This is a genomic window from Pseudomonas tensinigenes (genome assembly GCF_014268445.2).
Taxonomy (GTDB): Bacteria; Pseudomonadota; Gammaproteobacteria; order Pseudomonadales; family Pseudomonadaceae; genus Aquipseudomonas; species Aquipseudomonas tensinigenes.
Window position 1 is genome coordinate 3,598,454 of the sequence record NZ_CP077089.1, and the last position, 15,117, is coordinate 3,613,570.

At 59.0% G+C, this 15,117-nt stretch carries 14 protein-coding genes; 7 read left to right on the forward strand and 7 right to left on the reverse strand.

Features of this window, described 5'->3' with window-relative positions:
* Positions 1 to 48: 48 nt before the first annotated feature.
* Positions 49 to 1,149 (forward strand): peptidase C39 family protein, encoded by a 1,101-nt coding sequence (locus HU718_RS15770; RefSeq protein ID WP_186615024.1) that lies wholly within the window; start codon positions 49 to 51, stop codon positions 1,147 to 1,149.
* Between the two features lie 108 nt (positions 1,150 to 1,257).
* Here HU718_RS15770 and HU718_RS15775 read toward each other — a convergent pair whose 3' ends face one another.
* Together HU718_RS15775 and HU718_RS15780 are read right to left on the reverse strand one after the other, a co-directional pair.
* Entirely contained in the window at positions 1,258 to 2,412 is a 1,155-nt protein-coding gene (locus HU718_RS15775) for a PQQ-dependent sugar dehydrogenase (RefSeq protein WP_186615022.1), read from the reverse strand.
* Positions 2,413 to 2,464: 52 nt separating this feature from the next.
* Positions 2,465 to 2,785: a hypothetical protein gene (locus tag HU718_RS15780; RefSeq protein WP_186615020.1), complete on the reverse strand. Its 321-nt coding sequence runs from the start codon at positions 2,783 to 2,785 to the stop codon at positions 2,465 to 2,467.
* A gap of 190 nt (positions 2,786 to 2,975) precedes the next feature.
* Between HU718_RS15780 and ku the strand changes: the two genes are divergently transcribed.
* On the forward strand, positions 2,976 to 3,842 hold the full coding sequence (ku, locus tag HU718_RS15785; protein WP_186615018.1) for a non-homologous end joining protein Ku: 867 nt from the start codon (positions 2,976 to 2,978) through the stop codon (positions 3,840 to 3,842).
* A gap of 164 nt (positions 3,843 to 4,006) precedes the next feature.
* Here ku and lpxO read toward each other — a convergent pair whose 3' ends face one another.
* Positions 4,007 to 4,906, reverse strand: coding sequence for a lipid A hydroxylase LpxO (lpxO, locus tag HU718_RS15790; protein WP_110718571.1), 900 nt, complete (start codon positions 4,904 to 4,906; stop codon positions 4,007 to 4,009).
* A gap of 377 nt (positions 4,907 to 5,283) precedes the next feature.
* On the opposite strand from lpxO, the gene HU718_RS15795 reads away from it, so the two are divergent.
* The gene (locus HU718_RS15795; protein ID WP_077572769.1) at positions 5,284 to 6,870 is read left to right on the forward strand and encodes an ABC-F family ATPase; all 1,587 of its coding nucleotides are present in this window, start codon (positions 5,284 to 5,286) and stop codon (positions 6,868 to 6,870) included.
* Positions 6,871 to 7,158: 288 nt separating this feature from the next.
* Positions 7,159 to 8,346 carry an MFS transporter gene (locus HU718_RS15800; protein ID WP_150730875.1) on the forward strand — a complete coding sequence of 396 codons (1,188 nt, stop codon included), beginning with the start codon at positions 7,159 to 7,161 and terminating at the stop codon, positions 8,344 to 8,346.
* A gap of 120 nt (positions 8,347 to 8,466) precedes the next feature.
* Here HU718_RS15800 and HU718_RS15805 read toward each other — a convergent pair whose 3' ends face one another.
* Entirely contained in the window at positions 8,467 to 9,504 is a 1,038-nt protein-coding gene (locus HU718_RS15805; protein WP_186615015.1) for an alpha/beta hydrolase family protein, read from the reverse strand.
* A 236-nt stretch (positions 9,505 to 9,740) separates the two neighbouring features.
* Positions 9,741 to 10,352, reverse strand: a complete 612-nt coding sequence (locus HU718_RS15810; RefSeq protein ID WP_186615014.1) for an FMN-dependent NADH-azoreductase — start codon at positions 10,350 to 10,352, stop codon at positions 9,741 to 9,743.
* 126 nt (positions 10,353 to 10,478) lie between these two features.
* Here HU718_RS15810 and HU718_RS15815 point away from each other — a divergent pair, with 126 nt between their 5' ends.
* Both HU718_RS15815 and HU718_RS15820 read left to right on the forward strand, forming a co-directional pair.
* Positions 10,479 to 11,387, forward strand: coding sequence for a LysR substrate-binding domain-containing protein (locus tag HU718_RS15815; RefSeq protein ID WP_150792665.1), 909 nt, complete (start codon positions 10,479 to 10,481; stop codon positions 11,385 to 11,387).
* Positions 11,384 to 11,743: an MmcQ/YjbR family DNA-binding protein gene (locus tag HU718_RS15820; protein WP_093432792.1), complete on the forward strand. Its 360-nt coding sequence runs from the start codon at positions 11,384 to 11,386 to the stop codon at positions 11,741 to 11,743. Before HU718_RS15815 ends, HU718_RS15820 begins: the two co-directional genes overlap by 4 nt.
* 118 nt (positions 11,744 to 11,861) lie before the next feature.
* On the opposite strand, the gene HU718_RS15825 is transcribed toward HU718_RS15820, so the two are convergent.
* Together HU718_RS15825 and HU718_RS15830 are read right to left on the reverse strand one after the other, a co-directional pair.
* Entirely contained in the window at positions 11,862 to 12,293 is a 432-nt protein-coding gene (locus tag HU718_RS15825; RefSeq protein WP_186615012.1) for a DUF1294 domain-containing protein, read from the reverse strand.
* Positions 12,290 to 13,120: an undecaprenyl-diphosphate phosphatase gene (locus HU718_RS15830; RefSeq protein ID WP_095118793.1), complete on the reverse strand. Its 831-nt coding sequence runs from the start codon at positions 13,118 to 13,120 to the stop codon at positions 12,290 to 12,292. The genes HU718_RS15825 and HU718_RS15830 overlap by 4 nt, the downstream gene beginning before the upstream one ends.
* 304 nt (positions 13,121 to 13,424) lie before the next feature.
* Here HU718_RS15830 and HU718_RS15835 point away from each other — a divergent pair, with 304 nt between their 5' ends.
* Complete coding sequence (locus HU718_RS15835; protein WP_186615010.1) at positions 13,425 to 15,059, forward strand: methyl-accepting chemotaxis protein; 1,635 nt, start codon at positions 13,425 to 13,427, stop codon at positions 15,057 to 15,059.
* The last annotated feature ends 58 nt before the right edge of the window (positions 15,060 to 15,117 follow it).

Genomic DNA, 15,117 nt, shown 5'->3' on the forward strand with positions numbered 1-15,117 from the left:
AAGTTTTTTGAAAGTCTCGTTTCGTTACGCAACTTTTACGGTGGTCATATGAAGGCTGTTTTTCGTTTGGCGGTAGTTGAAGACTTGCCGGCGCTGCTGGCACTGGAAATGCAATGTTTCACCACGGACCGGCTTACCAGTCGCAGCTTTCAGTGGATGATCACCCGCGCTCACGGGCAGTTGCTGGTGGCGGAGTGCGATGGCCAACTGCTGGGTTACGCACTGGTGTTGTTCCATCGCGGCACTTCACTCGCGCGGCTGTATTCCATTGCGCTCGCCGTCGAGGCGCGCGGCACCGGCCTGAGCAAACAGCTGCTGCAACGCATTGAAGCAATGGCGCTGGAGCACGACTGCGCGTACCTGCGTCTGGAGGTGCGCATCGACAACCCTGCGGCGATCGCGTTGTACGAACGCAATGGCTACCGGCGTTTTGCGCTGATTCACGATTACTACGAAGATCATGCCGACGCGCTACGCCTGGAGAAACGCATTCTCCAGCACCGCGACTCGCGCAGCATCAAGGTGCCCTACTACCGGCAAACCACTGATTTCACCTGTGGCCCGGCATGTCTGCTGATGGCCATGGGCGCACTGCAATCTGAGCGTTTGCTGGAGCGGCGCGAAGAATTGCAGATCTGGCGTGAGGCGACCACGGTGTTCATGACCTCCGGCCACGGCGGATGCAGTCCGCAGGGATTGGCGTTGGCGGCGTGGCGTCGGGGTTACAGGGTGGGTTTGCAACTGAGCCTGGCCGGGCCATTGTTCCTCGACGGTGTGCGGGATGCGCATAAAAAAGACGTCATGCGTTTGGTGCATGATGAGTTCACCGCGCAATTGCAGGACACCGACGTCGAGTGTGTGATCGGTGCGTCTCTGGATCTACCACGCTTGCTCGATGCCGGAGGACAACCACTGGTGTTGATCAGCAGCTATCGACTGACGCGCTCCAAATCACCGCACTGGGTGGTCGTGACCGATTGCGACGAGGATTTCGTTTACCTGCATGACCCGGATGTCGATCATAGCCAGCATCGACAGCCCATGGATTGCCAGCATGTGCCGGTCAGCCATGGCGAATTCGAGAAAATGTGCCGGTTTGGCCGGGGGAAGCTGCGCGCGGCGGTGGTGCTGTATTCCCGCGAAACGTGAGAACTCACCTGTAGGAGCTGCCGAAGGCTGCGATCTTTTGATTTTGAAAAACAAGATCAAAAGATCGCAGCCTCGTTGCACTCGACAGCTCCTACAGGGGGATCGTCTTTAAAGCGCGGGCTTCAGGCCGATTTTGTACAGTGAACCTTTCTCTTCATCGGTCAGCACATACAGATAACCATCCGGTCCTTGCCGCACATCACGAATCCGCTGCTTGAGTTCGCCCAACAAGCGCTCTTCATGCACGACCTTGTCGCCATCGAACTGCAAGCGAATCAGTTCCTGAGTCACCAGGGCACCGACAAACGCATTGTGTTGCCACGGTTTAAAGCGATCGGCATCGTAAAACGCCATGCCGGTGACGCCCGGCGACTTCTCCCAGACATGGTGCGGCGCGACGGTGCCTTCTGCGGTTTTACCCTGGGCTTCCGGGATCGGCTGCATCGAATAATTGATGCCGTGGGTCGCCAGCGGCCAGCCGTAATTCTTGCCGCGTTCGATGATGTTCACCTCATCGCCACCGCGCGGGCCGTGTTCGTTCTCCCACAGCGTGCCGGTCCACGGGTTGAGCGCTGCGCCCTGTGGGTTACGCAGGCCGTAGGCCCAGATCTCTGGCCGTACGCCGGACTGACCGACAAAGGGATTGTCATCCGGCACCTTGCCGTCCGGGTAGATGCGCACGACTTTGCCTTGCAGCTTGTCGAGATCCTGTGCGGTCGGCCGGTCGTTGTTCTCGCCCAAAGTAATGAACAAATAACCGTCGCGATCAAACACCAGCCGCGAGCCGAAATGGTTGCCAACCGAAAGCTTCGGTTCCTGGCGGAAGATCACTTTGAAATCCTTCAGTGTCTTCAAGTCATCCGAGAGCCGCCCTCGTCCCACGGCGGTGCCAGCCTTGTCGCCGGCTCCGCCACCTTCGGCATAGGACAGGTAGACCAGACGATCCTGTTTGAAGTCCGGCGACAGCACGACATCCAGCAACCCGCCCTGCCCCTTGGCCCAGACCTGCGGCACACCTGAAATCGGCGCGGACAGTTTGCCGTCAGCGTCCACCACGCGCAGATTGCCGGGACGCTCGGTGACCAGCATGCCTTGGCGGTCCGGCAGAAACGCCAGCGCCCATGGATGTTCAAGGCCTGCGGTGATGGTCGTGACTTCGAGGGTGCCCTGTTCGCTTGGCAGCTCTTTGGGCGCGGCGGCAAATGCTGGAGCGCTGATCAGCGCGCCGGCACACAGTGTGGCTAGAAGGGTTTTACGCAACATGCACGATTCCTTTTGTTCGCTTGAAGGGTCGACAGAAGCTCAGTCCTGCCGCTCAACGGTTGCTGCCTCCGCTGCGCGAAGGTGGATTGGGAATGAACGTGGGTGGTGTGCTCGGCACGGAGCGGATCGGCTGGCCATTGCCGATGCCACGGTTCTCGACCGTAGGCTGGCGTGGTGTCGGTACCGTGTTCGGGCCGCGAATGGGTGGAGCGCTGGGCTGAGTGCCCTGCATGCTGTTGGGGTTGGCCTGGCGGATCGGGCTGTTGTAGGGATTGTTGCTGTTGCCGGTCGGGCTTTGCGCCAGCAAGACGTCGGCATGAACCAGACCGCCACTGAGGGTCAGGACGACGATGCCAAGCAGAATTCGGTTCATGACGCTGCCTCTCGATGGGGCCGGGGATAGAGCCTTCGAGTCCACGCTACGCCGAGGGTTCGGATTTGTTAACCCACAAGCCTTAAACAACATGTAACACGACTTGACCGAGTTCCCGAAACCCCGTGCATTCCGGGGAAACTTTCAGTCACAGCCGCAGGTCATCCGATCATCACTCGGAGAACTCACCATGGCTCGAGCAATCTGGAAAGGCGCGATCAGTTTCGGACTGGTGCACATCCCTGTCGCACTGGTCTCGGCGACCTCGTCGCAGGGCGTCGATTTCGATTGGCTCGACAGCCGCAGCATGGACCCGGTGGGTTATAAACGGGTCAACAAGGTCACCGGCAAGGAAGTCACCAAGGAGAATATCGTCAAAGGCGTGGCCTATGAAAAGGGCCGCTATGTGGTGCTCAGCGAAGAGGAAATCCGCTCGGCGCACCCGGTTTCAACGCAGACCATCGACATTTTTTCTTTCGTCGACGCAGAACAGATTCCCCTGCAAAACATCGACACGCCCTACTACCTGGCACCCGACAAACGCGGTGGCAAGGTCTACGCGCTACTGCGCGAAACCCTGAGCAAAACCAATAAAGTCGCCCTCGCCCGCGTGGTGCTGCATACGCGCCAGTACCTGGCGGCGTTGATGCCGCTCGAGTCTGCGCTGGTGCTGGTGAAACTGCGTTGGCCGCAGGAGGTACGAGGCCTCGACGAGCTGGAACTGGGCAGCGAAGTGACCAAGCCGCAGCTGGCCAAGGGTGAACTGGACATGGCCAAACGGCTGGTGCAGGACATGAGCGCGGATTGGAAGCCCGAAGACTACAAGGATGAATTTGAAGACAAGATCATGGCCCTGGTCGAGAAAAAGGCCCATGAAGGCAAGATCGAGGATGTTGAGTCGGTGGGTGGCGAGGAAGAGCGCAAGACGGCCGATGTTATCGACCTGACCGAGTTGCTGAAGCGCAGTCTGGGCGGGAAAGCGGCGGCCAAGCCGAAGGCGAAAGCCGCCAGCAAAGCAGCGCCAGCCAAGAGGACAAAGAAGGCCTCCGGTGAATGACAATCCAAGAATCGTCAGCTAACTGACAGGTTGTATTTGAGAGAGTCTTCGCTAGCGGGCTAGCTCCCACAGGGTTCTGAGTCGAATGCAAAAATTGCTTTCACTCGAGACTAAGGTGGGAGCGAGCCTGCTCGCGAAGGGGCCAGCCAAACCAATGCAAAAATTCAGATCAGAATGAAGATCGCCAGCAAACCGCCGAAGATCGCCCACTTTTCCATGTAGTAGCGCTTACGATTACGTTTTTTCAGCTCTTTACCACGCAGACGAATCTTGTAGATTCGGGTAAACAAGCGGTTGATGCCACCGGTCCGATCACCGGCATCGTTCGGCGCGCCCGCCGCTGACATGACGGTACGGCTGAACCAGCTGTTGAACGCCGCCGCCCAGCGGTACTTCATCGGTCGTTCAATGTCGCAGAACAGGATGATGCGGTTCTTGTCGGTGGTGTTTTCGGCGTAATGGATAAACGTCTCGTCGAACATCACCGCTTCGCCGTCACGCCAGTGGTAGCTCTCACCATCGACGTTGATATAGCAGCCAGCGTCGTTCGGTGTGTCCAGACCCAGGTGATAGCGGTAGGAACCGGCATACGGGTCACGGTGACGCACCAGTTTCGAACCCGGTGGCAGCTCGGCAAACATCGCGGCCTTGATCGAACCGATGCTCTGCACCAGTTCGGTGGTGCGCGGGCACAGCTTCATCGCCGACGGATGGCTCTCGCCATACCACTTCAGATAGAAACGCTTCCAGCCACTCTTGAAGAAGGAGTTGAAACCGACATCGTCGTACTGGTTGGAGCGTTTGATCTCACCGGCACGCAGCAGATTCTGCCCTTCTTCGCGGATTTCCTCCCAGTGCGCCTGTAGCGGGCTCAAGTCGGGAAAATCAGCCGGGTCGAGGTAAGGCTTGTTCGGCTTTTTCGAGAACAGATACAAGAAGCAGTTGATCGGCGCGAGAAACGTCGAATGGTCACTCAGTTGTCGACCGAGCTTGTGGCGCACACGCCCACGCAAATGAACGTATGCAATGGAAATGACATAAATAGCAGCAATGATGAGTTTCACGGAAATCGTCACACGTCAGAAGTGAACAAACTGCGCGCCAGCGGCCTGAAGCCCCGCGTCTTATGCAGTGGTCTGAATACACATGGCACGTCCTTGGCCCGCGCCGTAACCGGACGCTCGGTGAAAGGTGGCATTTTAGCCACAGTTTGTAACCGATAGTGAACCTTCATCTGTGAAAAACTGTCCCGCGATCATGCCAATCGGCGATCGTGGCGTGATCGCCCTATCGTTTAAAGAGCCAGACCAGTACAATCGCCGCCAAACTTTACGCGCCCCCCTTGGTTGATGACGGGACTCTCCCGCTTCAGCGCACTTTGACTCGGGCCAAGCGCCGCAGCCGCACCCTCGCTACTCAGAATGCTTCGCAGGAATAACTCTTGATCTCTACAGCTAACATCACGATGCAGTTCGGCGCCAAGCCGCTCTTCGAAAACGTTTCGGTCAAATTCGGCGCGGGCAACCGCTACGGCCTGATCGGCGCCAACGGTTGCGGCAAGTCGACCTTCATGAAAATCCTCGGCGGCGACCTCGATCCGTCCGGCGGTCAGGTCATGCTCGAGCCGAACGTGCGTCTGGGTAAATTGCGCCAGGACCAGTTCGCCTACGAAGAATTCACCGTGATCGACACCGTGATCATGGGTCACGAAGAGCTGTGGAAGGTCAAGGCCGAGCGCGACCGCATCTACTCGCTGCCGGAAATGAGCGAAGAAGACGGCATGGCCGTGGCCGAGTTGGAAACCGAATTCGCCGAAATGGACGGCTACACCGCCGAATCCCGTGCCGGTGAACTGTTGCTGGGCCTGGGTATCGGCATCGAGCAGCACTTCGGCCCGATGAGCGAAGTTTCGCCGGGCTGGAAACTGCGCGTATTGCTGGCGCAGGCGCTGTTCTCCGATCCGGAAGTGCTGTTGCTCGACGAACCGACCAACCACTTGGACATCAACACCATTCGCTGGCTGGAAAACGTGCTGACCCAGCGCAACAGCCTGATGATCATCATCTCCCACGACCGTCACTTCCTGAACAGCGTGTGCACGCACATGGCTGACCTGGATTACGGCGAGCTGCGTCTGTTCCCGGGCAACTACGACGAGTACATGACCGTGGCGACCCAGTCGCGCGAGCAACTGCTGTCGGACAACGCCAAGAAGAAAGCACAGATTTCCGAGCTGCAATCGTTCGTCAGCCGCTTCTCGGCCAACGCCTCGAAAGCCAAGCAGGCTACTTCCCGCGCCAAGGCGATCGACAAGATCCAGCTGGCCGAGGTCAAGCCTTCGAGCCGCGTGAGCCCGTTCATTCGCTTCGATCAGAACAAGAAGCTGCACCGCCAGGCGGTCATCGTCGAAAAAATGGCCAAAGGCTTCGACGGCAAACCCCTGTTCAAAGACTTCAGCTTCCAGGTTGAAGCCGGCGAGCGCGTGGCAATCATCGGCCCGAACGGTATCGGTAAAACCACCCTGCTGCGCACCCTGGTCAACGAACTGACCCCGGACGCCGGCGCCATCAAGTGGACCGACGCCGCGGAACTGGGCTACTACGCTCAGGACCACGCGCACGACTTCGAAGACGACGTTACGCTGTTCGACTGGATGGGTCAGTGGACTCAGGGCGAGCAGATGATTCGCGGTACTCTGGGCCGCATGCTGTTCTCCAACGACGAGATCCTCAAGTCGGTCAAAGTGATTTCCGGTGGTGAGCAAGGTCGCATGCTGTTCGGCAAGCTGATTCTGCAAAAGCCGAACGTGCTGATCATGGACGAACCGACCAACCACCTGGACATGGAATCGATCGAGGCGCTGAACCTGGCGCTGGAAAACTACCCGGGCACGCTGATCTTCGTCAGCCACGACCGTGAGTTCGTATCGTCCCTGGCCACGCGCATCATCGAGCTGAGCCCGGATGGCGTGACTGACTTCAGCGGCACTTATGATGACTACCTGCGTAGTCAGGGTGTGGTGTTCTAAACAGCAGCTTTTAGTGTTGAGCTGTTAGCTTCAAGCTAAAGCCCTGTCCATGTGACGGGGCTTTTTGCATTTCAGGGTGAGGGATTTGCTGGTGCGGCTACCTTCGCGAGCAGGCTCGCTCCCACAGGGGAATGCATTTCAAAGGTGGGAGCGAGCCTGCTCGCGAAGGGGCCATCAGCAGCTACATCAATCCTGAGGGCCTCAGGGAAAGTAGTTAGCCTGCTTTCTTTTATCTCAAGCCCAAGCCATGATGCGAACTCTCCCACCGCCGCCCGCGAACGAGTCCTCATGTCTGCGCAGCAACTGCCACCGCAAAGCTCCATGGCGATCACCCTGCAGATCGTTTCCATCGTGTTCTACACCTTTATTGCGTTCCTCTGCATCGGTCTGCCGATCGCGGTGTTGCCCGGTTATGTACATGAGCAATTGGGTTTCAGCGCGGTGGTTGCCGGGCTGGTGATCGGTTCACAATACTTGGCCACCCTGCTCAGCCGGCCGATGGCCGGGCGCATGTCGGATACGATCGGGACTAAACGGGCGATCATTTATGGCTTGTGGGGGATTGTCCTCAGCGGTTTGCTGACGCTGGTTTCCACGCTCCTGCAAGACTTCCCGCTGGCCAGCCTGATCATTCTTATTATCGGGCGCTTGCTGCTCGGCGTCGCTCAGGGGCTGATTGGTGTCGGCACCATCAGTTGGTGCATGGGCCAGGTCGGCGTCGAACACACGGCGAAATCGATTGGCTGGAACGGCATCGCTTCCTATGGCGCGATTGCCATTGGTGCGCCATTGGGTGTGGTGATGGTCGCCGATTACGGTTTTACCAGCCTCGGCATCGCCCTGGCCGTACTAGCGGCCGGCGCACTGCTGCTGATCCGCAATAAGCCTTCGGTGCCGGTGATCCGTGGCGAGCGCCTTCCGTTCTGGGCGGTGTTCGGGCGAATCGCCCCGTATGGCGCCAGTCTGACCCTGGCTTCAATAGGCTACGGCACGCTAACGACGTTCATCACCCTCTATTACCTCAACCGTGGCTGGACCGGCGCGGCGTATTGCCTGACGGTGTTTGGGGTGTGCTTCATCCTGTCGCGGCTGATGTTTATCTCGGCGATCAGTCGCTTCGGCGGGTTCAGGTCCGCTATCGCGTGTATGACCATCGAAACCTTGGGGCTGGTGATGCTGTGGCTGGCGCCCTCCACCGCATTCGCTTTGATCGGCGCAGGACTGGCGGGGTTTGGTTTGTCGTTGGTGTATCCGGCGCTGGGCGTTGAGGCGATCAAACAGGTGCCGAGTTCCAGTCGCGGTTCAGGTCTCGGCGCCTACGCGGTGTTCTTCGATCTGGCGCTGGCGATTGCCGGGCCGTTGATGGGCGCGGTGGCGTTGAATCTGGGGTATTCGTGGATATTCTTCAGTGCGGCGCTGTTGTCGGTGATTGGGCTGGGGCTGACCCTGCTGCTCCAGCGCCGGGCAACGACCTGAAGTCCGACGCGGCCCCCTGTAGGAGTGAGCCTGCTCGCGATAGCGGTTTATCAGAAAAGAAAATGTCGACTGATATACCGCTATCGCGAGCAGGCTCACTCCTACAGGGGATTTGCGGGGTTATTGATCCGCGGTCTGCATCCCGGCCCGGGTTGGTCTGCCCAGTGTATGCGAGAAGAACCGCCCGGCCTCTGAAATGAGGTTGCGATGAATATCCTCGCGATCCACCCCATCAGCATCGGTACACAACGCCGGCATGGCGCGAATCTGCTCTTCATTGCACGGCGCCATAAAGACGAAGTGCCCTGCCCCGGCCAGTAATTTGAAATCCGGCGCCGTCGGCAGTTTGCGCGCCAGAGCGGCCGCGTTCTTGTCGAAAGCCACCAGTTTGTCGCCATCACCGCTGTAAAGCAGCACCGGCACATGCACATCGGCCAAAGTATGCCGACCAAACTTCAGGCTCAACGGCGCCATCAACAGCAACGCGTGAACACGTGGATCGGCCACCGGTTGCAGATCATCCCGATCAACAATCAATTCCCCCTGCGTGTTGCAGGCGTCACGATCATCCGGACGTTCCTGGCAATAACGCCGCAGGCGATCCAGATCCGGTTGCGCCCCGGACAGGATCAGCGCGGTCTCGCCACCCGCCGAATAACCGATCACCCCGACCTGATCGGCATTGACGTACGGCGCGAGCATGCGGTCGCCAAGGGTTGCGGTGATGGCTTCGGAAATCTGGATCGGCCGGCCATAGAGATTGCTCAGGGTGCCCAATCGGCTGTGGTCTTTGGAGTTGTCGCCGGGGTGAATCACCGCCACCACCACAAAGCCTTTGCGCGCCAGCGATGTCGCGAGATCGTGCAACGCCAGCGGCGTGCCGGTGTTGCCGTGGGAGAGCATCAGCATCGGAAAGCGGCCGATGGCGACCTTGGTGTCTGCGCCGGCCTCTACGGAGTAACCCTCGAGCAGACTCATGTGTTCACGGTCGCTGGAAGGATAGAAGGCAATCGCGCGCATCGGCTGCAGATCCAGCGGATCGAGGAACGTCATCTCGTGATAACCAACGCTCCACACCGGGTGTCGCCCAGGCGCAGCCTGCACTGAATTCAGGCTGCCAAGCAGGCAAATCAGTAACGCTGCACAAAGACGCATCATGGGATGCCCCACCCTGTTGTTACTCAATCGAAAGTTCCGTGGCGTTGCGGGCCAGAAACGCCGGGGATTCGGTGTTCCGGTACGACAATGCACTCAGACGCTGATTGTGTGACTGCATAACCTGGGCCAGATTATGTAACAACCAGAAACAAAAAACTCCGTATTCGCCCCTTGCGGAACCAGAATACAGAGTTTTTTGGGTGTTACCTGAACATCAGCTGTTCTTTACGCAAGCCTTACGCAGCGGCGAACAATTGCTCGCTGATCTTCGCTTGCGCAGCGGTCATGGCGTTGTTGCGCACTTCTTCGCCATAAGCGAGGCCTTCGGCGCGAACGATTTCGATGTCGGTGATGCCCAGGAAGCCCAGTACCAGCTTTAGATATTCTTCGTGAGCGATGCCGCTGGCCTGACCGGCATGAATGCCACCGGAAGTCGAAACGATCACGACTTTCTTGCCACCGCACAGGCCTTCAGGGCCGGCTTCGGTGTAACGGACGGTCTGACCGGCAACAGCAACGCGGTCGATCCACGCCTTGAGCTGGGTCGGCACGGTGAAGTTGTACATCGGTGCGGCGATCACCACGGCGTCGGCAGCGATGAACTCGGCCAGGGTCGAAGCGCTCAGTTCGGCTTCGTGCTGTTGTGCGGCGTTACGCAGCTCAGCGGTGGTGCCGGCGGCAACCAGGGTGGTCGACGAGAAGTGGCTGATGGCGTCGGCGGCCAGATCGCGGTAAGTCACCACGGCGCTTGGCTCGGCGACTTGCCAGGCTTTGACGACTTCGCCGCTCAACTGACGGGAAGCCGAGTTGTCGCCCAGAATGCTCGAATCGATATGCAGCAGTTTCATGTGGAATGTCCTGGAAGGAATCGCCGGTGGCGACGGAATGGAGACAATCCTACGCAAGAAACCAATGGGTGATTAGCCGCCTGAAATGCGATAGTTTGTCCCATTGATAGAACAGTGGATTTCCCTATGCAAGACCTCAACGATCTCTACTATTTCGCCAAAGTCGTCGAAGCCGGCGGTTTTGCCGCGGCCGGGCGCTTGCTGGGGATTCCCAAGTCACGGCTGTCGCGGCGCATTGCCGAACTGGAAGAACGCCTCGGCGCGCGTTTGCTGCAACGCACCACCCGGCAGCTCAATCTCACCGCCGTTGGCGAACGTTATCTGCGTCACTGCCAGGCGATGTTGCTGGAAGCGGAGATGGCCGATGAAGCGGTGGCGAGCATGTCCAGCGAGCCGCGTGGACGTTTGCGGGTGTCATGCCCGACCGGTTTGGCGCATGAGATGCTGCCGTGGGTGATCAGCGAATTTCTCGGTAAATTCCCGCAGGTGCAACTTGAAGTCGTCTTGCTCAATCGCCGCGTCGATCTGGTCGGCGAAGGCTTTGATGTGGCGCTGCGCGTGCGTGAACATGGTGATGAGGACCCGTTGCTGGTTACCCGGCGTCTGCGTCAGGCGCAAATGGTCGTGGTGGCCAGTCCGGCGTTTTTGCAGGGCCACACGGTCAACCACCCGCAAGACCTGAAGAATCTGCCGGTGCTGGGTGCGCTGGAGGCGGATCGCATGGTGCATGTGCGTTTGCTCGATCAGCAGGGCCACAGTTTCGAACTGAACATGGAAGCCCGCCTGGGCATCGATGATTTTGTCGTACGCAAGGCCTGCGTTCTGGCCGGTCAGGGCTTTACCCTGTTGCCGATGATGTATTGCGAGGCGGAGCTGGAAAACGGCACGCTGGTGCAGATGCTGCCGGAGTGGTCGCTGCCCGGCGGCTGGCTGCAAGCGGTGTATCCGCATCGACGCGGGGTGATGCCGGCGGTGCGCGCGTGGATCGATCATCTGGTCGAGTCGTTCAATGCCTGTGGGGAGCGGTTGTTATGAGCAAAGGAAAGATGAACGAAGCCGACGTTGCGGCGTTCTGCCTGGCATTGCCGGGCGCTCGGGAAGATTACAAATGGGGTGGCGTGCGGGTGTTCTCGATTGCCGGCAACAAGATGTTTGCCTTGCAGGGACTGCGCGGGGATTCACTGGCATTCAAGGTTGATAAGGACCTGTTTCTCGGCCATTGCGACCGCCCGGGGATTCATCCGGCGCCGTATCTGGCGCGGGCGCAGTGGATCATCATGCACCCGCCCTACCCGTTGGGTGCCGAGGAATTGCGCGGGTTGTTGCAGCGCTCGCACCAGTTGGTGGTGAGCAAGTTGCCGAAGAAAACCCAAATCGGCTTATTGCTGTAACCCCAATCCCCCTGTGTAGGAGCTGCCGAAGGCTGCGATCTTTTGACTTTGATCTTTTAAAAGCAAGATCAAAAGATCGCAGCCTTCGGCAGCTCCTACATAGGGAATTGCGGTGTATTCAGAACAGCGTCAGCAGATTCGAGCCGAGAAACAGCTGGTCGATCCAGAACACCTGATGCAACACGACAATCACCCAGAACAGAATCTGAAACGACACCTTGCGCGTCTTGTGCCGGAACACCTGCTGGGCGATCAACGCGCCCGGCCAGCCGCCAGCCAGTTCCACGGCATGCAGGATGTTCTCCGGGGTGCGCCAGGCATCGGTGCGCGCCTTGCGCTTGTCGGCCCAGTACATGAAGAACGCCAGCACGCTGACAACCCCATAGGCTGCCAGCGGCACCAGCGAAATCCCGCGCAGCCACATCGAAACGGAGCCGAACAGCGGCAACGCGCAGACGATCAGCAGAACCAGCAGTTTCAGCTTCAGATGCTGGATGTTGTTGCCGCCCGAAGGTCGTCCTTCGGGGCGGCGTGCGCGGGAATCACTCATGGTTTGGCCGCCGCCCAATCGATCCAGCCAAACTGCCACGTCGCCAGAATCACCAGACCAAACACGATCCGATACCAGGCGAACGCCGCATAACTGTGGCTGGCAATAAACTTGAGCAAACCGCGCACGGCGATCATGGCGAAGATGAATGCGGTGACGAAACCGATGGCGAACACCGGGAAGTCCGCTGGCACAAACAGGTCGCGGTACTTGTAGCCCGAGTAGACCGCCGCACCGACCATGGTCGGCATGGCCAGAAAAAACGAGAACTCGGTAGCGGTCTTGCGCGACAGGCCGAACAGCAAACCGCCAATGATCGTCGAGCCGGAACGCGAGGTGCCGGGGATCATCGCCAGACACTGGGCGAAGCCGACCTTCAATGCGTCCTTCCAGGTGATCTCGTCGACCGTTTCGGCATGCACTTCATGCTGACGCTTTTCCGCCCACAACATGATGATGCCGCCCACCACCAGCGCGGCCGCGACGGTAATCGGGTTGAACAGGTATTCGTGGATCAGGTCGGCAAAGATCACGCCCAGCACCACCGCGGGCAGAAACGCGATCAGCAGGTTAGCGGTAAAACGCCGTGCGCTCGGCTGCGTCGGCAAACCGATGACCACATCGAAGATCTTGCGTCGAAACTCCCAGACCACCGCGAGGATCGCGCCGAGCTGGATGATGATATTGAACGCCATGGCTCGTTCGCCGCCGAATTCGAGCAAGTCGGCAACAATGATTTGGTGTCCGGTACTGGAAATGGGCAAAAACTCCGTCAGCCCTTCTACAACTCCTAGTATCAGTGCCTGCAAGGCCGTCCAAAGATCCATCAATCCCCCAAAGAGCGATGCGCGCCGGCATGCCCCGATAGTATTTTTTTACGTTCACTGCGATCAGCGTAGCTGGTTGTGGCTGTACCGATTCCGCGCGCACAGGATCCACACGAAACGGTCAAAATTCCGTGAAATATCAATTTGGATTCAGGTTTTCACGCGCGGGGCCGAAATCCTAACAGACAAGCCTTAATAGCGCTGCCGCGTTATACGACTTGGGTCGCGTATGCCCGCTCACAAAATCGTGGTTGGATGCTGGCGGTCGTTTATTACAAGAAAAAGAATCCGGAGTGACAGCGTTATGAACAGCTTGCGCAGCGTGTCGATCAGCCGACGCTTGTGGCTCATCTTGATTGTGGCGGTGGTCATGTTGCTGACCTTGGGCGTGTTGATGCTCAAGCAGATCCACGACGATCTCTACCATGCCAAAGCCCAGAAAACCCAACACGTGGTGCAGACCGCCAGCGGCCTGCTGACCTATTACCACGACCTCGAAACCGCCGGCACACTGACTAAAGAGGCCGCGCAGAAACAGGCGCTGACGGCGATTCGTGGCTTGCGCTACGACCAGAGCGATTATTTCTGGATCAACGACCTCACGCCCGTGATGGTCATGCACCCGACCAATCCGAAACTCGAAGGCCAGAACCTTTCGGCGATCCGCGATCCGGACGGTTTTGCGGTGTTCAACGAAATGGTTGCCATCGCCAAGGCCAAAGGCGCCGGCATGGTCGACTATCGTTGGCCAAAACCGGGCGCCAGTGAGCCGGTAGCCAAGACCTCCTACGTCAAACTGTTCGAACCGTGGGGCTGGGTACTCGGCTCCGGGGTTTATGTCGATGATGTGCAGGCGGAATTCCAGGGCCAAATGATCAAGGCTTCGGTTATCGGCCTGGCGATTGCGCTGATCATGGCGCTGCTGGTGATCCTGATCGCACGCAGCATCGTCCGTCCGCTGCAGGAAACCGTAAACGCCATGGCCAACATCGCCAGCGGTGAAAGCGACCTGACCCGCAGCCTCGATACTCACGGCAAGGATGAAGTCACCGAGCTCGCGCATCACTTCAACGCCTTTACCGCCAAGCTGCGGCGGGTGATCGGTGATCTGCAGGTGTCGGCCAGTGCGCTCGGCCAGTCGTCCAGCGAACTGGGCAACGATGCCTCGCAGGCCCAGCAACGCAGCCAGCAGCAATCGCAGCAAATGGAACTGGTGGCCACGGCGATCAACGAAGTGACCTATGGCGTGCAGGACGTGGCGAAGAACGCCGAGCACGCCGCCGCCGAAATGCGCGATGCCGAAGCGCAGGCGCAACAGGGCCAGATCAACATCGATGGCAGCTTGCAGCAGATCGACAAGCTGTCCGGGACCATTGATCAAGCGGTTGAAGTGATTCGCACCCTCGCGGCCGAAAGCACGCAGATCGGCAGCGTATTGGAAGTGATCCGCTCGATTGCCGAGCAGACCAACCTGCTCGCGCTCAACGCCGCGATCGAAGCAGCCCGGGCCGGTGAGCAAGGTCGCGGCTTTGCCGTGGTGGCGGACGAAGTGCGCTTGCTGGCGCAGCGCACGCAGAAATCGACTGCGGAAATTCAGTCGATGATCGAACGCTTGCAGAACCATTCCGAAGCCGCCGTGAAGGTGATCGGCGACAGCAGCAAGGCGTCGCAATTGACCATCGAGCAAGCGGGACTGGCCGGGGCGAGTCTGAATGCCATTGGCCAGGCGTTGCGCAATCTCAACGGCCTGAATGCGTCGATTGCCAGCGCGACGTTGCAACAGGCGCATGTGGTCGAGGACATCAATCAGAACGTCACTCAAGCGGCCGGCCTCTCGCACAGCACGGCAATTGCGGCCGAGCAGTCGAGTGCGGCCAGCCTGCGCCTCGGCCAATTGAGCGAACAACTCAACGCCCTCCTGCGCCAGTTTCGCGTCTGATCCGTGTAACTCTGGTGAACCCACCCCTCACCCCAGCCCTCTTTCCGAGGAGAGGGGG